At 37.2% G+C, this 16,807-nt stretch carries 15 protein-coding genes; all 15 read right to left on the bottom strand.

The window, feature by feature from the left end; all coding sequences use genetic code 11:
* Nucleotides 1-565: 565 nt before the first annotated feature.
* Entirely contained in the window at nt 566-2,296 is a 1,731-nt protein-coding gene (locus ABMA78_RS07155) for a 30S ribosomal protein S1 (RefSeq protein ID WP_392858450.1), read from the bottom strand.
* A 166-nt stretch (nt 2,297-2,462) separates the two neighbouring features.
* Nucleotides 2,463-3,608: a hypothetical protein gene (locus ABMA78_RS07150; RefSeq protein WP_392858447.1), complete on the bottom strand. Its 1,146-nt coding sequence runs from the start codon at nt 3,606-3,608 to the stop codon at nt 2,463-2,465.
* 5 nt (nt 3,609-3,613) lie between these two features.
* The gene (locus tag ABMA78_RS07145; RefSeq protein WP_392858445.1) at nt 3,614-4,693 is read right to left on the bottom strand and encodes a DUF3108 domain-containing protein; all 1,080 of its coding nucleotides are present in this window, start codon (nt 4,691-4,693) and stop codon (nt 3,614-3,616) included.
* A gap of 1 nt (nt 4,694) precedes the next feature.
* Complete coding sequence (gene lpxK / locus ABMA78_RS07140) at nt 4,695-5,768, bottom strand: tetraacyldisaccharide 4'-kinase (RefSeq protein WP_392858443.1); 1,074 nt, start codon at nt 5,766-5,768, stop codon at nt 4,695-4,697.
* 9 nt (nt 5,769-5,777) lie between these two features.
* Entirely contained in the window at nt 5,778-6,908 is a 1,131-nt protein-coding gene (gene lpxB, locus ABMA78_RS07135; RefSeq protein WP_392858441.1) for a lipid-A-disaccharide synthase, read from the bottom strand.
* The gene (locus ABMA78_RS07130; protein ID WP_392858440.1) at nt 6,905-7,852 is read right to left on the bottom strand and encodes a Gfo/Idh/MocA family protein; all 948 of its coding nucleotides are present in this window, start codon (nt 7,850-7,852) and stop codon (nt 6,905-6,907) included. Before ABMA78_RS07130 ends, lpxB begins: the two co-directional genes overlap by 4 nt.
* Nucleotides 7,853-7,864: 12 nt before the next feature.
* Nucleotides 7,865-8,659, bottom strand: a complete 795-nt coding sequence (lpxA, locus tag ABMA78_RS07125) for an acyl-ACP--UDP-N-acetylglucosamine O-acyltransferase (RefSeq protein WP_021268332.1) — start codon at nt 8,657-8,659, stop codon at nt 7,865-7,867.
* 12 nt (nt 8,660-8,671) lie between these two features.
* Complete coding sequence (locus ABMA78_RS07120; RefSeq protein WP_021268699.1) at nt 8,672-9,151, bottom strand: 3-hydroxyacyl-ACP dehydratase FabZ family protein; 480 nt, start codon at nt 9,149-9,151, stop codon at nt 8,672-8,674.
* 15 nt (nt 9,152-9,166) lie between these two features.
* Nucleotides 9,167-10,183, bottom strand: coding sequence for a UDP-3-O-(3-hydroxymyristoyl)glucosamine N-acyltransferase (gene lpxD, locus ABMA78_RS07115; RefSeq protein WP_392858435.1), 1,017 nt, complete (start codon nt 10,181-10,183; stop codon nt 9,167-9,169).
* A gap of 73 nt (nt 10,184-10,256) precedes the next feature.
* Complete coding sequence (locus tag ABMA78_RS07110; protein ID WP_392858433.1) at nt 10,257-10,757, bottom strand: OmpH family outer membrane protein; 501 nt, start codon at nt 10,755-10,757, stop codon at nt 10,257-10,259.
* Nucleotides 10,758-10,773: 16 nt separating this feature from the next.
* Nucleotides 10,774-13,068 carry an outer membrane protein assembly factor BamA gene (gene bamA, locus ABMA78_RS07105; RefSeq protein ID WP_392858430.1) on the bottom strand — a complete coding sequence of 765 codons (2,295 nt, stop codon included), beginning with the start codon at nt 13,066-13,068 and terminating at the stop codon, nt 10,774-10,776.
* A gap of 128 nt (nt 13,069-13,196) precedes the next feature.
* Entirely contained in the window at nt 13,197-13,853 is a 657-nt protein-coding gene (locus tag ABMA78_RS07100; protein WP_392858428.1) for an ABC transporter ATP-binding protein, read from the bottom strand.
* The gene (locus tag ABMA78_RS07095; RefSeq protein ID WP_392858426.1) at nt 13,854-15,047 is read right to left on the bottom strand and encodes an ABC transporter permease; all 1,194 of its coding nucleotides are present in this window, start codon (nt 15,045-15,047) and stop codon (nt 13,854-13,856) included.
* A 1-nt stretch (nt 15,048) separates the two neighbouring features.
* Nucleotides 15,049-16,162 (bottom strand): peptide chain release factor 2 gene (gene prfB / locus ABMA78_RS07090; RefSeq protein ID WP_392860227.1). Its coding sequence is split into 2 segments (ribosomal slippage): nt 15,049-16,089 and nt 16,091-16,162, totalling 1,113 coding nucleotides; the frame shifts between segments, so codons are not numbered across the junction.
* Between the two features lie 28 nt (nt 16,163-16,190).
* Nucleotides 16,191-16,739 (bottom strand): rRNA maturation RNase YbeY, encoded by a 549-nt coding sequence (ybeY, locus tag ABMA78_RS07085; protein ID WP_392858423.1) that lies wholly within the window; start codon nt 16,737-16,739, stop codon nt 16,191-16,193.
* Nucleotides 16,740-16,807: the final 68 nt, after the last annotated feature.

Here is a 16,807-nt window from a genome sequence, read left to right as displayed (position 1 = left end):
TCGAGGGGTTGGCGTATCCGCGACTGGGTTTGGTTCGTTGACCTGTGCCTTCTTTCGGAAGTTTCCGCGATCGGCTGCGCCTACGCGGGCTATTTTTGAGAGTTGCTTACCGCGATCGGCTGCGCCTACGCGGATTATTTTTGAGAATTGCTTACCGCGATCGGCTGCGCCTACGCGGGCTATTTTTGAGAGTTGCTTACCGCGATCGGCTGCGCCTACGCGGGTTATTTTTGAGAATTGCTTACCGCGATCGGCTGCGCCTACGCGGATTATTTTTGAGAGTTGCTTACCGCGATCGGCTTCGCCTACGCGGGTTATTTTTGAGAGTTGCTTACCGCGATCGGCTGCGCCTACGCGGGTTATTTACCACAAACAAAAAAGGCTACCTTTCGGTAGCCTTATATATCTCTAATTTAAGATATTCTTTTTGCAACCACTTCGTGATTGCGGTGCTCCTGTTGCGAACCGCTCGGGCCTGAACCCTCGCTCTCGACACCAATCTCTAGCTAAAGAGATGGGGAGCTAGCATAGCGTCCAATAGTTTGCCTGTGGGCAAACAATGACGCTATTCTTTACCTAGGTTGAAGCCCTTAAGAACGTCACCAAGAGTTGCAGACTTAACTACTTCTTGTTGCATTCCCTGAGTATCAGAGTTTAGAGCAGACTTCATAGAAAGAGCGATTTTCTTCGCATCTTTATCTAGAGAGATAACCATAGCTTTAACTACGTCACCTTTCTTAACTACGTCTTCTGGCTTCTCAACTCTATCTTCAGATAGTTCAGAAATGTGAACTAGACCTTCGATACCAGTTTCAAGTTCAACGAAAGCACCAAAATCAGTTACTCTAACGATTTGAGCTTCAACGATTGTACCAACTGGAAGTCTTGTTTCAATTTTCTTCCAAGGATCTTCTTTAAGTTGTTTAACACCTAGACAGAATTTTTGGTTTTCTTTATCAACTGAAACTACAGCAGCTTCAATCTCGTCACCAACTTTATAATCGTCGTTTAGGTTGATATTTTTCTTAGTCCAAGAGAAATCAGATACGTGAATTAGAGCATCAACTTCTTCACCAAGGTCAACGAAGATACCAAATTCTACGATTGATTTAACTTTACCAGTAACTTTTGAACCTACAGGGAACTTAGCTTCTAGAGCATCCCATGGGTTTTCTTGAAGTTGCTTGATACCAAGAGAGATTCTCTTGTTTTCTACGTCAACTTCTAGTACTTGAGCTTCAACGATTTCACCTACAGTGAAGTGCTTCGTTGGGTTCTTGATAGAGTTTGTCCAAGACATTTCAGAAACGTGGATTAGACCTTCGATTCCGTCGTCAAGTTCAATGAAGATACCGTAATCTTTAACAGATACGATTTCACCTTTAACTTTTGTACCAGCAACATACTTCTCGTGTGCAGCTTCCCAAGGGTTTTCTTGAACTTGCTTAAGACCAAGAGATACTCTTTCTTTTTCTTTATCAAACTTAAGGATCTTAACTTCGATTTCGTCACCAAGAGTAAGGATATTTGATGGGTGCTTAACACGTCCCCATGACATATCAGTGATGTGTAGAAGACCGTCAATTCCACCTAGATCGATGAATGCACCGTAATCAGTGATGTTTTTAACGATACCTTTAACAACCATTCCTTCTTCAATTTGAGAAAGAACTTCACCACGTAGTTTACCTCTTTCTTCTTGAAGAATAGCTCTTCTAGAAAGAACGATGTTTCCACGTTTCTTGTTGAATTTGATAACTTTGAATTCCATCTTTTTACCGATGAACTTATCAAGGTTTCTAGTTGGTCTAACATCAATTTGTGAACCAGGTAAGAATGCCTTAACACCGATATCAACAGAAAGACCACCCTTAACTTTTGCTACAACTGTACCAGTAACTGGAGTACCGTCTTCACATGCTTCAGAAATTTTATCCCAAGCTTTAAGGATTTGAGCTTTGTCCATTGAAAGAACTAGGTTACCTAGGTGAGACTCTAGTTTATCAAGATAAACTTCAATTTCGTCACCAAGTGCAACTTTTAGAGAACCATCGTAGTTAGTGAATTCTCTTTTTGGAACAAGACCTTCTTGCTTGTATCCAATGTCAACAAGTACGTAATCAGGTGAGATGTTTACAATTTTACCTTTGAAAACTTCACCTTCTGTAAATGTTGGAGTTTCTGTCGAATCTAATAGCTTCGAAAACTCTGTTTCATCTCTTGTCTCAACGTCTTCGCCAAGAACAACTTCGTAACCTTGCATCCAAGATTGTTTTAGATTGTTTAAATCTGTCATAATTTACCTCACGGCAGACAACTGAAAGTGTCCAATCAGTGCCTTAATTTTTGATATCTAAAGGCAAGGCCTTTAGTGTAAATCTCTTCTACTGAAGACAATTTACTTTAAAATGATTTTGCGCATCTTATTATTTACGGGGCCCTACGTCAACAATAAAAACTTATTAATTATAGAACCTTAGGCGTTTATTCAGGTGTTTCTCGTACAGTTTAAATAGGTTATATTTATAACCATCGATACCGTGCTCATTCCAAAGCTCATCACGAGACTTTAGACATGATTCCTTGTACTTAGCATTGTTTTGGACAATATCCTTAACCTTGGCCCTTAGCTCTCTGGCGTCACCCTGGCGATAGGTAGCAAGTGAGCCATGATAGATACGGTGTAACTCTTCGGTTGTGGCATTTCTTGGCACGGCCGTAGGAATTCCCTTTAAGATTGCAAGAAGTGCATAATCCTCAATTGGCGACTTTGATGTGTATGAAATCCAAATATCAGAGCGAACTTCATAAATATTGTCGTGCTCATGAAATTCAACATAGTTTTCAAGTTTGTACTCAGCAATTCTATCCTTAATAGGATTATAGAGGATATTTCTCTCCCATTTTCGATTTGAGAAAATATGCAGCTTAAACCTCTTTGGTAGCTCATTATCTAGATTTAGCGCCCACAAAGATTCTAAGCATACAGAGAGGTCGTTTAATTCAACTTCATGATCGTTTACCCAACAAGAAAGGTGAATGAGATTCTCTTCATCAAAAGTATATTTTTTTTCAAAATTAATCTTATCCACACCAAGTCCTGAAGAATAAATCTTGCGAATAGGAACATCCATATGAGTGTTGATAGAGTCGATCATCTCTCTAAAAGGAATGAAGATGAGATCAATCCTTCCTATCAGACGGCGATACCAAAATTGCTTGTAGAATTTGCTAACTTCAAAGTTGATAGTGAAAAAGAGCGCAGTTAGGTTTCTCTTTCTTAAAAAAGAGGCCAGAGGCCATAAGAAATTAAGTTGGTAGCAGTGTACGATATTAATATCGTAACGCTTTATTATGCCTCTAAGCTTTGAAAGCTTGTACCAATTCCATACACGAAGCTTTGTTGTCCCTGTATGAAAGATACAATCTATACCGGCCTTCTTACATTCACGATGAAGGAATGAATCCTTTAGGCAGTAGATAAAGATATTATGGCCTATTTCTTTTAACAAAATACTATCTCTTAAAAGCATACGCTCCTTCGAACCTGAACTATAGGTTGGAGAAACGTAGAGAATATTCTGTTGTTTTCTAAAAATATTAACCATTAATTTTACTTACCAGTATCCTTTCCTGCTTTATGAGAGATTAGCTCTCCTTTAACTGTTCCAATTTTAACCTTTGCAGAGAACTTAAGTACAGTTCTACTTTCATCTGTTGAGATCCAAAAGTTAATATCTCCCGACTTCTTTAAAACACCAGGAAATTCAGTTTGTGCCGTAATCTTATAAGCCTTATATGATTTTCCCATCACTGTAATATTTTCGATCTCGTCAACAGTTGCCTTAAGAAGCCAGGCCTTACCTCTTGTGATAATTGGAAAGTCAAAACTTGTTCCAATTTCCATAGGAATACCACGAATAAAATAAAGGGCCGAAAAAGAATCAGTAAAGTAACGTGGTAGATACTCAACTTTTTTTACTTTTTTAGTCTTCCCTTTCTTTAATCGGTTATAGAAGAAATACGTCTTTAATTCATCGTGATCAAATAGCTGAAGATCATCAACAATTTGACCAGACTCGCGTTGCTTCATCTCATATTTCAAAGAAGAAAACTTCCCCTTATCAGCATCAACATAGACATCAAGAGTGTCTTTAAGTTTATAAATTCCTTCAAAATATTCAGCAGATTCTAAAAGTGCATTTACATGAAGAACATCTTTATCACCAATCTTTGCCATTGGTTGCGTACTAATTGTCGCAATACCGGCCTTAAAGATTGACCAACTAATTTCATATTTAAATTCTTCACCGACAAAGAAGATAGGCTGGTAAGTGTCCCAGTACTTTTTAGATTCTTTATCGAAATTTAAAAAAACTGTTGGGTAGTCTTCACTTTCTTGAGGGTTAACCTTTTTCTTTGGAATCTCTTTGACTATAGGCTTAGCTTTAACGACCTTTTCTTTTTTCTTTTCAACTCTCTCAATTTTCTTCTCTTCAATGGAAGAAGAAAATGGAGGTGGCGTAGGCTTCACCTCTTTAGCTTCGGTAGTTTTAAATTTATCTAGGGTCTCACTTTCTTCAGAAGAGAAGATCTCCACAAGATCCACATCGTCACTATCACTTTTCATGAGTGCACCTGCACAACCGAAAAGGAGTAAGGCAATAAGACTTAAAGAAAAAATATTTTTCACTCTAACCTCTAACAACCGAGTTGATTTTATCTTTTACAAATTGCTCGCCTTTTATAAATTCGATACCAATTTGTAGGTAGTGAATTTTATCACTACTTGAACACCTCTTCATTTTAACAATATCTTTCTCAGTTGTAAGAATGATGGCATCCTTTTCTTGTGCTAATTCGACAAGTCCATCTAACTCACTAACTTTATAGAGGTGGTGGTCAGGGAAATTAAAATCGTCAACTATATTTGCATCAAGTTGCTTAACTAATTTTAAGAATGCTTCAGGAGAAGCAAGTCCAGAAACGCAGATTACACTTTTTCCCTTTAGGTCAGTCAAAGCATAGTCTTCTTCGTGAAGAAGATTCTTAATTGCACTAGGTGCATATTTAAAAAATCCACTTGGTGTATTTGCTTTACAATTATCTAAAATATATGACTCAAGAGTATCAAGTTTTTCTTCGCTAACAAGATCGGCCCTACCGAATAAAACAATATCAGCTTCTCTTAATGCACTTACACCTTCTCTTAAATATCCTCTAGGGGGACAGTGATACTTTGACATTGGTAGAAGAGAATCAAAGAGTACAATATTTAGATTGCGGTTAATCTTTAAATGCTGAAAGCCATCATCTAAAAGAACAACATCCGCCTTTTCTTCTTCATAGTATCTTCTTAAGTTATCACTTCGATCTGCACCAACGACAACACTTGCATTCTTTAAGTTACGGCTCAGAACTAGGGCCTCATCACCAAAGACAAATGGATTCTCGCTGATCTTCTTACCTGTTTTAATTATTCCACTCGATTTCTCAAGCTCACCTTTGTATCCTCTTGTTAAAACCATCGTCTTCTTATTTAGAATATCATTCAAATAATTTCCGATCCAAAGAGTAAAAGGAGTCTTACCCGTACCACCAAGAGAGAGGTTTCCAATACTAATGATAGGAACTTCAAATGATGACGATTTCAAAATACCCATCTTAAATGCAAATCTTCTTAGGCGATAGATCCACTCCCATAGAAAACTAATTGGAGTAAGGGCCACAGAAAAAAAGTTAATGAGTTTTATATTAATATTATTCATGATTCCTCATTATAAATAAGCACTTTTAATTTTTTCGAGAAGATATTGAGAAACTTCGATATCCTCACCTTCCGTTAAGTCTCTTAGCTTCTGAAGTTCACTAAGAACAAAACCGTAGCGTTCTTTGTTTTCAAATAAGTCTTTGCCCTTACGAACAAGATTATATTCACTAAAGCCTTCTCCTAATAATTCCGGATAAACTTCATGGCCAAGAATTAAATTTGGAATTGAAACAAAGCCCTTATACTTAACGATATTTTCTGCGATAAACATATTGAACAGGTTTAGATCATACGCAATCACACTAGGAACACTATATAAGGCCAATGAAAGGTTAACAGTTCCACTTGTTGCAAATGAAAAGTCTGCTTCCTTAAGGGCCGTATCTAATTCACGATCCTCATAAATCCTATCAAACTCACCTTCAAAGCGAGAAAATAGCTCCTCATCAACAGAGCTGGCCTTAACAATGGAAAGCTTGAAATTATAATTTTCTTTAAGCTTTCGGCAGGCCCTAATAAACTGAGGTAACATGAATTCAATCTCAAAGCGTCGACTTCCAGGCAGAAGAAGAATATTAAATTCTCCATTCTTAAAATCAACTTCATGTCTTTGAAATCCCTCAAGAAGAGGCTTCGTTTTTTTAAGTAGAGGGTGTTCAATCGTAATGGCCTTGCTTACACCACGATCCATGAACCACTTTTTTTCAAATGGAAGAATACAAAAGAGTGTATCAACAGAAGCCTGAAGGTATTTTGTACGCCACTCTTTCCAAACCCAAGCTTGTGGTGCCACATAGTAAAGAACCTTGACCCCAAGCTTTTCAAGCTTCATGGCCAATTTAAGATTAAATGTTTGGAAATCAATTAAGATAGCAACTTTCGTTCCACGCTTCTTTACTTCATCGATAATGCGATTATAAGCACCATAGTAAAAAGGAACTTTTTTAACTGCCTCAGTTATTCCCCAAGTAGAAAAATCTTTTAGATCATAAAGTAATTCAACTCCTTGCTCTTTCATAAGCTCTCCCCCTACTCCGTAGAATTGAGTATCAGGAGCTCCCTTTGTAAGAGTCTCAAGGAATGTCATTGCATGTTCTTCACCAGATTTTTCACCAGCAATTATTAAGCAGCTTTTCAATTAAGTTCTACCTCAATATTTTTTTCAAGCGATTCATTAACGGCCGCAATTAATTCCATTGCTGCAATTCCATCATCAATTGTTACAAACTCTTTTGTGTCATTTAAGATGGCATTATAGAAACGCTCTTGTTCGATTAGTAAGTGATCACGTTTTTCGTAATCAAATTCATTAATAACTTGCTCCTCACCAGCTTTAATATCTGTTGAGTAAGAAGCTTTATTATTTAATAGATCAACTCTAAGAATTCCCTTCGCCGAGTTAATTTGCACACTTCTTTCAGTTTTTACATCGTTTCTTGAGTTTTCAATTGTCACAAGACGATCGCCATAACTTAGTAACGCCTTCACATGATCAAATTTATCTGTAAGAACCTTCATCCCATAAGCTCTGATACTCTTAGGTTTTCCAAAAAGCATAAGGGCCAGATCCAGGTCATGAATCATAAGATCTTCCACAACACCAACATCAGCGGCCCTTCCCTTAAACGGTGAATTCCTAACAATTGTAGCAACACTAGAATTTACAGTAATGTCTTTAAACTCTTCCAGACGCTCCCAAACTTGGTGGCATCTCTCACTATGTCCAACTTGTAACTTAACACCCTTTTCAGTAGCAATTGACTTTAGATCCCTTGCTTCTTCTACTGTAACAGTAACTGGTTTTTCACAAAAAACATGCTTACCTTCTTCAAGTAAGAATTTGGCAATTTCGAAGTGAAAACTTGTTGGTGTTGCAATCACAGCGGCATCAATCTCTCCAATGACTTCTTTAATATCAGAGACAATCTTGATGTCAGGGTATTTTTCTTTTGCTTTTTCTTGGTTAGCGGCAAATGGTTCAACAATTGCAATTAATTCACAATTATCTAGGTTATATGCTTTTTGAGCATGCCATTGACCTAAGTGTCCATAACCAATTGAAGCAACTTTTACTTTAGACATAATTAATTCCTATTAGCTTAAAAACGGCGCAATTCCCATTTTAGTCGTTACAATATGCTCTTTAATGCGCGCGATAATTTCATTATTTGCATATGGCTTCATTAGCTCTTCAGTTTCAACGAATGTACGTGGCGAGTAAGTTGAAGCTTCCATATCACGGAAGAAATCAACAATTTCAGAAATAGCATTTCTTTCAACACCAGCACGACGTAGACCGATAATATTGATTCCACGAAGTTTTGCACGGTTACCATAAGCAGTACAATAAAGTGGAATATCCTTATCGATAGCTGAAGCACCACCGATATAAGCACCTTCTGCAACTTTTACAAATTGAGAAATATTAGTTCCACCACCGATGATAACTTTATTACCAACTTTTACGTGACCAGCAAGGTTTGTCGAGTTTGCCATGATAACACGATCACCAACAACAACATCATGTCCTAAGTGAACCTTTGCCATTAGAAGGCAGTTATTTCCAAGAGTCGTTTTTTGACGATCCTTCATTGTTCCTCTGTGAATTGATACATATTCACGAAGAACGTTGTTATCACCAATCTCAACTTCTGTTGGATCTTCACTATAAGTTAAGTCTTGTGGTTCTTCACCAATTGAGCAGAATTGATAGATTTTATTATTGTCACCAATTCTTGTAATACCATTAATGATTACGTGGTTACGAATGTCACAGTTTTTTCCAATTTTAACTTTTGGACCGATGATACAGTATGCACCAACAGTTGTTCCTTCTCCAATTTCAGCAGACTCGTGAATAATTGCAGTTGGGTGAAATCTCTCGCTCATGGAGGCTCCTTCTTAATTTTCTTTTACTTTAAAAGATGCAAGAACCTGACACTGGCTTACTAGGTCGCCTTCATGAAAGATTTTGCAATCGTTTTGTAAGAAACCAGTACGCATTTTTGTACATACAGTTTCAATATCTAATTTCATACCAGGGTGAACTGGTTTTCTAAACTTTGCGCCCTCAATTGATAATAGCGCAACTTCGAATTCACCTTCTTCTAAATTTTTGTAATAAAGCTTTAATTGAAATGAAGTGAATTGTGCCATCATTTCGACCTGTACAACGCCAGGAAGAATAGGATTTCCAGGAAAGTGTCCTGCGAAGATTGGGTGATCTTCACGAGTTGTATAATTTCCTTTCACAACTGCACCTACGAGATCTTTTAACTCGTTCACTTCACCTACAGCTTCTACACTTGTAATCTCATCCACGAATAAAAATGGTTCGCGATGAGGGAGAATTTGCATTACTTGTTCTTTGTTTAATTGCATACGTTACCTTCCGTGTTAAATATTCTTTCGTAAAAAAGCAATTCCTCGTAAAAATTCACGCATAGGTCTTGCCGGGTATCCACCAACGATTTCCTTCGGTTTCACGTTTCCAATAGCGACACTACCTCCAGCAAGTTGTGCGGCCATCCCGACTTCTAAATTGTCAGCGACAGCGGCCTTTCCTCCAAGAACAGCGTAATCTCCAATCTTTGTGCTTCCACCAAGTCCAGCTTGTCCACAGAGAATAACTCCATTACCAATTTGAACATTGTGTGCAACTTGCACTAGGTTATCAATTTTAGCGCCATTGCCAATACGTGTCGGTGAAAATGTTCCTTGGTCAATACTAGTATTTGAACCAATTTCAACATCATCACCAATAATAACTCCACCGAAGTGCCAAATCTTATGATGAACACCTTGATGAAAATTATAACCGAATCCATCACTACCTATAGTCGTACCTGAGTGGATTCGACAATTCTTTCCAATGACAGTTTGAGGATAAATTGTCACGTTAGGATAAATTGTACAATTTTCGGCAATTTTAACATTTGGTAAAATCACACAACCAGGCATGATTGTGCAATCAGCAGCAATTTCGACACCTTCTCCAATAAAAGCGTTCTCAGCTATTTTTACAGAAGGATGGATAGTGGCCATGCCACTTTTTCGGCCATCTAGATCATAGCTAAGTGAACCAAGTTTATTGTCGAAAAATATTTTAGATGCTTTTGTAATTGAGATAGGAATATTCGTTGAAGAAATTAATACCTTCGAGTTATCTTCAAGTTCTTTTTTTTGAGAATCCTCTAATGAGTCAAAGAGTTTTGCATCGACAATTAATGCAAGATTGTCGCTAGCTTTGGCTTCTTGATACTTGACCAAGAATTTCTTCGCACCAATAAAGAGTATTTTCCCTTCAATAATCTCTTCCATCGAAGAAATTCCCGTTACTTCGTAATCAGAATTTCCAGATAGAAAACTCATATCGCTATCGTTTTCGATAATATTTTTAATCAGAATGGACATTTTATCCCCTCCTTTAAAACGACAAAAGGGAATACCTACGTATTCCCTTCATGAGTCTTTTTTTATTAGCAAATTACTTATGTTTTTTATCGTAAGCTTTAATTACATCTTCAGTAATGTCAGTTACTTTTTTGATGTAAAGAATTGGAGTTGTTGAAGTTTCATAAGTCCAATCTAGACCTTTGCTTTTTGATACTTCTTCGACAACACCTTTAATTTTATTTAAAATTGGTCCCTTTGCAGTTTGTTCCATTTTTGCAAGCTCACCTTGGTACTGTTGCATCTTTTGTTGGAAACCGAAGAACTTCTTTTGTAGTTCTTGACCTTTTTGTTGCTTAGTTTTTTCATTCATAACAAGAGCTTGTTTTTCAAACTTCTCTTTTTCTTTTACTAGAGCTTCTTCTTCTTTCTTAAGCTCAGCCTGCTTCTTATCAATTTCTTTTTGCAGTTTATCTTTGATCTTTTTAGATTCTTTAACTGTTAAAAGAACTTTTTGAACATCAACACGACCAATATTCATTGCCGATGCAGTTAATGAAGAGAAAAGTAATCCAATCACTAATAAATTTTTCATATCGTCTCCTTACGAATTAGAATAATTGTCCAATATCAAAGTGGAATTTAGTCCCGCTATTCATGTCTGGGTCAGGGTTGATAGGAACCCCCCACTCAAATCTTAGAACACCAATTGGTGAGAACCAACGGAAACCAAAACCATAATCCATATATATCTTATCGATATCTTCTAGTCTCTTTGCTGTACCAGCATCGAAGAAAGTAACAAATTTAAGACCTGCTTCTTTTGCAAGAGGGTGCTCAAGCTCAAGAGTTGTAAAAGCAGTAAATGGAGCACCGATATTAAATGACTCTGTTTTATCTGGAGTTCCTGGATCATTATCGTGATCATATGTTACAGACTCTTTAGGCCCAATATCTTCAATATCGTAACCACGTAGGTTTCTAGCACCACCAAGAGAGAACTTCTCATTTCTAGGAACTGGAATCCCTTGCCTTTCTTCAATTTTACCTGTGTAGAAACGGCTTCTAAATACTAGCTCTTTCCATACTGGGTAGAAGTAGCGTAAATCAATTTCGTTCTTCCACCATTTCTTATCTCCACCTAAACCAGCATACTCAGTTGCAAGGTTCCAGTAGTATCCGTCTGTAGGCTCAAAGCGGTTATTTCTCTTATCTTTTACAACAGCAAGACGAACTGAAGATGTAACACCATCTTCATTCTCATCAACTGTTGGATCTTTAATATCTGTTAACTCAGTTTCTTCAAGTTTATAAGTTGTATAAAGTCTTGTGTAATCGAAGATTGGATAACCAATACGAGCAGCAAAACCATGCTTCTTATAATCATATGAGTCTAGCTGAGTATCAACAGTTCTAAACACCTCTCCACCAAGAGTCCATTTTGAATCCATAAAGTATGGTTCCGTAAATGAAAGAGAGAAGTTTTGTTGTTCTTTTGCGATATTAGTTGAGAACGATAATTGTTGTCCTAAACCTCTAAAGTTATTCTGAGAAATCGAAGCCTGAAAGAATCCACCTGTTGCCGTTGAATAACCAGCACCAAGAGAGATCTGTCCTGTACTCTTTTCTTTAACACTGATCTCCACATCGAGAACGTCATCTTGCCCAGGAGAAGAAACCGTATTGAAGATAACACTTCCTGGCTCAAAGAAACCTAGACGATTAACATTCTCTTTTGACTCACGAAGACCTGAACCAGAATATTTTCCACCTTCATGAATCTTAAGTTCACGGCGGATTACCTTATCACGAGTTTTTGTATTTCCAGTTACCGAGATACGTCCAAACTTAGCTAGCTTCCCTTTTTCAAATGAGTATTGGATATCAACTCTATTCTCACCAGGAACTAATTGGATATTTCTAATAACGTTGGCAAAGGCATAACCAAGGTCTTGGTATGACTCTGTAAGTGTTTGAATATCACGTCTTAAAAGCTCTTCTGAATAAACTTCACCGGCCTTAAGCTTAGTCTTCTCTCTTAGCTCATCTTCTGTAAAAAGAAGCTCACCTTGAAAGTACACATCACGTACATCAAATTTTGGACCTTCTTTAATTTTAACAGTAATGAAAACCCATTTCTTATCTTCAGAAACAGTAACTTCAGGAACGGCCACGTTAACTTGTAAGTAACCTTTCGTTGAATAGAAGTATTTAATTCTTTCGATATCTGTTTTGAAATTAAGTTCTTTGAAATTTCCTGAACCAGAAAGGAATGAGAATAGACTCTCCTCTCTAGTTTCCATAATTGATTTCACTTCTTCTTCAGCAAAAGCAGTTAATCCTAGGAATGTAACTTTTTTAACTCGAACCTTATCGTATTCACTAATATTATAAACAAGGTGAACATTCTCTTTATCAACTTGTCTAATTTCATATGAAACATTAGCTAGGTAGAAGCCCTTTTCTTCGTAAGTCTTCTCCATCTGGCGAACATCGGCCTGAATCGAGTTAATATCAAGAATAGAATATTCTCTCGTTTTAAGACCCTCGCTTAAATCGTCCTTATCAACCTCATCATTACCTCTAAAAACAATCTTAGCGATAATAGGTTTTTCCACGACTTTAAAGATTAGCTTATTTCCATCTTGATGTGCTTCTACAGATTCGAAGTACTTTAGATTATAGATCGTCTTGATATCATCAAAGAGTGTTTCATTCGTAAGAGTAAGGCCCGCACGAGAACGTAGCTTATCGAGTACAGCTTCCTTCTCTACTTTCTTTAAACCTTGAACTTCAACACTTGAAATCTTAAATAGACGTACACGTGGTCCAATTTCACTTGCTTGAATACTTAAAGTAATTGAAAAAACAATTATATATATAAAACTCTTCCAAGAGTTAATCATCTAGTCTCCATGATCCAGCGATCTTGTCATGTGTGTGTGCAGACAAAAAATACTTGAGTAAAAAAATATCAATAATCTTACAAAGTTACAAAAAGAAAAACGAACATCCTGCACAAAAAAGTGACGAATTAATGCAGAATCCCATCGATCATCGTATGAACACGACTAAACTTTCGAGACATTTCCTCATCATGAGTGACCACAAGAAGAGTTGTTCCAAGCTCTCTCGAGAGCTCAAAAATAAGGTCGGCCACAATTTTAGAATTCTTCGAGTCGAGATTCCCTGTAGGCTCATCGCACAATAAAAGCTTAGGACGCAATGATAGAGCGCGAATCAGATTGATACGCTGCTGTTGCCCGCCAGAGATTTCATATGGGTAACGCTTCAGGCACTCAGCGACCCCTAAGGTCTTGGCCAGTGAAAGAATATACTTCTTCACCTTTGACACGTCATGTCCCCCTAAGCGTGCCGGTAGAAGTATATTTTCTAAACAAGTAAGGGATGAAAGTAAAAAGTGAAATTGGAAAACAAATCCTATTTTGGAATTGCGATAATTTGCTAGCTTCGCATCATTCATTTGGCCAATATTTAAGTTATCGACAGTAATTTGACCGGAAGTAATATTCTCTAGGCCACCAATCAAATATAAAAGAGTCGACTTCCCACAACCAGATGAACCTTTGATAACACATTGTTCACCCTGAGATAGTTCGAGATCAACACCCTTTAGGATATGTGAGTTTCCAAAGTCTTTGTAAACATTCGATACATTTAAAACTGCCATTTACGAAAACTCCTCTCTTAGACCTTGGGCCATTGATTTTGAATCAAGTCTTTTAAGTACTATAAAAGTTAAAAATATAATAAAGATAAATGAAATAAATCCAACAATAAAAATATCTCTTAATGACAAGAATAGCTCAATGCGATTTAGGTGGTAGACATCTGTTGGCAGCGAGAAGATATCAAGCGTCCCTAAAAGATAGTCAAAGATTTCAACACAAATAAGCGAGCCCATAAAGGCAAGAAACCAGATCCCAATATTTTGAACTAACCATAGGGTTCTAAACTTCTTAGGAGAAAGTCCAATTGCGTAGAGTAAAAATATTTCTTGCGAGCGTCTTTCCTTAGAGAAAATAATAAAAGCGAGACAATTAAAGATGGCCAAAACAACCACAATTGAGAAGACAATTGAGATCATATACTTTTCAAATTCAACTGCTTTTAGGAATGTTGCAAAGTCACTCCAATACGGAGCGATGCTGTATTCATAATAGAAGACACTCTTCATATCAGCTACCACTTCATTAATCTTAGCAAGACTTCGGTACTCAGGCTTTAGCCTTAGACTCATTAAATTGATTCGATCCTTAACCCCAAGTAGAGTTTGAATCTTTTTTAAGTTCACGTAGACGAAACGACTTCGATATTCGTGAATTTTAAAAGTCTTAATATCTTTAATCTTTAAGACGGCATTTGTTGGTAAGTATCGCTCACCTAATTTCCCTGCAGAAAAACTAAACTTCAGAGTATCACCGACATTAACTTTTAAATCTTCTGCAAGAAGATCACCGATAATAACTTCATTCTCTTGTGGCTCAACAAGGCCATTATCTAATTGATTGATTTGTTCATTAACACCAACAACAAAGACGGCCTTTCCCTTTTCGTCTTTATTAACAAACGATTGAGTACGAAGCATTGGTATTTTTGTTTCGATTGGAAAATTATTAAGGTCTTTTTGTTCGTTTTCGTTTAACTCAAAAAAACCATTTGTGGCCGTAAGAATAATTTCGCCACTTCCTGCATTGAGAGACTTTTTAAGAGTAACTCCAAAGCCGTCCATGAGTGCCAAACTACAAAGGATAACAGCTAAAGAAAACATTAGGCCGAGTATTGTGGCCGTTATAAAGTAGCGTGAAGATCGATCACGAAAGAAAAGTAATTGAAAATCTTTAAACAGATAGAAAAAACTCAATTTACTCTTCCTTCATCCCATCAACTGACCATCTTAAGTAGGCATCCATAAAACCATCGATATCACCATCTAAAACTTTTTCAGCTTGTGATGATTCAAAATTAGTTCTGTGGTCCTTAACCATTTTATACGGGTGTAAAACATAAGAGCGAATCTGCGCTCCCCATCCAATTTCTTTCTTGTTAGCTTCTTCTTCGGCAGCTGCTGCTCTTTGCTTTTCTAGCTCTAACTCATATAAACGAGACTTAAGAACTTTCATTGCCTGAATTTTATTTTGCAGCTGTGATCTTTCATTCTGACAAGTAACAACTAAACCAGTTGGATAGTGTGTAATCCTAACAGCAGAGTCAGTTGTGTTAACCGACTGTCCCCCTGCTCCACCTGAGCGGTAAACATCGATTCGAATATCTTTATCAGCAACTTCAATTTCAATATCGTCATCCACTTCTGGAGAGACAAAGATTGAAGCAAATGAAGTATGGCGACGATTTGCTGAATCAAATGGAGAAATACGAACAAGACGATGAACACCTGTTTCCGATTTTAGATTTCCGTAGGCGTAATTACCTTCAATCAGCATCGTGGCAGATTTAATTCCTGCACTATCACCATCTTGTACATCAAGAACCTGAACTTTAAAATTCTTATGTTCGGCCCAGCGATTAACCATTCTAAAGAGCATACTTGCCCAGTCACATGATTCTGTCCCACCGGCACCAGCATTGATACTAACGATAGCATTATTTGAATCGGCATCGTCAGAAAGAAGTACCTTCAGTTCTGCCTTATTGAATTCATCGACAAATTCATCAGAAATTTCAATCGCACCAGTTGCAGAGTCTTCATCTCCCTCAGCTGCATACTCAATTAAAATTTCGAATTCATCATATAAGTCTTTTAATTTTGTATAAGTATTAACGACATCTTCTAAAAGGTTTTTTTCTTTTTGAACTTTGGCAGCGTTCTGATTGTCGTCCCAGAAGCCAGGCATGGCCTCCATATCTTGAATTTCACTTATGCGTGCTGACTTTTGGTCAACATCAAAGTGACCTCCTTAGACTAGCAAGCTTATCATCGTAACTTGCCATTAGTGATTTCTTCTCACCAAGGGCTATGCGAGTACTTTCTTCCATCTCTACTTTCCTATTTCTTCTGCCTAGATTTTTTAATTTTAGTTAGAATCTCTTTTTCAAGAGCTTCCATGATTTCTTCTTCCTCTTGCGAGATTTCGTGATCATATCCTAACAAATGAAGAAGTCCGTGACAAAATAAGTGAATAACCTCTTGCTCAAGTTCAAGGTCAAACTCTTTTGCTTGCTTTGCTGCTACATTGCGGCTGATGATAATATCACCAAGCATTACAGGTCCAGGAAGAACGAAATCCGTACTGTCTGGACGCAAGCTCTCATACATAGGAAAAGAAAGAACATCTGTCGTTTTATCCTTACCTCGATGATCGCGATTAATTTGCTTCATACGAGAGTCGCCGCAAAAGTGAAGATCCACTTCTATCTCTTCGTGAACTTTCTTGTCTAAACAAGTGTTCTTTGAGTAAAGAAAATTGCTTAAGACAACAAGTGAGTCTTTTAGCATATTTTCACAGGCCTTAAGTCCCCAATCACTTCTAGAATTGTCAGCTAAGTTAACAATAAGTCTTGATTTGTTCACTTGAATAGTTGCGCTATGGGCCATTATTTCCAATCTCTTTTTAAGGGTGTATTATTCTGTCTTAGGTTACATAGATTATATTACCAAGGCAA

Origin of the sequence: Halobacteriovorax sp. RZ-2 (assembly GCF_043196685.1) — a bacterium.
Taxonomy (GTDB): domain Bacteria; phylum Bdellovibrionota; class Bacteriovoracia; order Bacteriovoracales; family Bacteriovoracaceae; genus Halobacteriovorax_A.
This window is presented reverse-complemented; position numbering and strand designations above follow the sequence as displayed.

Excerpts from the sequence above, each read along its gene's own strand:
- ABMA78_RS07155 (WP_392858450.1), bottom strand. The coding sequence starts at position 2,296 with ATGACAGATTTAAACAATCTAAAACAATCTTGGATGCAAGGTTACGAA.
- ABMA78_RS07150 (WP_392858447.1), bottom strand. The coding sequence starts at position 3,608 with ATGGTTAATATTTTTAGAAAACAACAGAATATTCTCTACGTTTCTCCA.
- lpxK (WP_392858443.1), bottom strand. The coding sequence starts at position 5,768 with ATGAATAATATTAATATAAAACTCATTAACTTTTTTTCTGTGGCCCTT.
- ABMA78_RS07130 (WP_392858440.1), bottom strand. The coding sequence starts at position 7,852 with ATGTCTAAAGTAAAAGTTGCTTCAATTGGTTATGGACACTTAGGTCAA.
- lpxA (WP_021268332.1), bottom strand. The coding sequence starts at position 8,659 with ATGAGCGAGAGATTTCACCCAACTGCAATTATTCACGAGTCTGCTGAA.
- ABMA78_RS07120 (WP_021268699.1), bottom strand. The coding sequence starts at position 9,151 with ATGCAATTAAACAAAGAACAAGTAATGCAAATTCTCCCTCATCGCGAA.
- lpxD (WP_392858435.1), bottom strand. The coding sequence starts at position 10,183 with ATGTCCATTCTGATTAAAAATATTATCGAAAACGATAGCGATATGAGT.
- ABMA78_RS07110 (WP_392858433.1), bottom strand. The coding sequence starts at position 10,757 with ATGAAAAATTTATTAGTGATTGGATTACTTTTCTCTTCATTAACTGCA.
- bamA (WP_392858430.1), bottom strand. The coding sequence starts at position 13,068 with ATGATTAACTCTTGGAAGAGTTTTATATATATAATTGTTTTTTCAATT.
- ABMA78_RS07100 (WP_392858428.1), bottom strand. The coding sequence starts at position 13,853 with ATGGCAGTTTTAAATGTATCGAATGTTTACAAAGACTTTGGAAACTCA.
- ybeY (WP_392858423.1), bottom strand. The coding sequence starts at position 16,739 with ATGGCCCATAGCGCAACTATTCAAGTGAACAAATCAAGACTTATTGTT.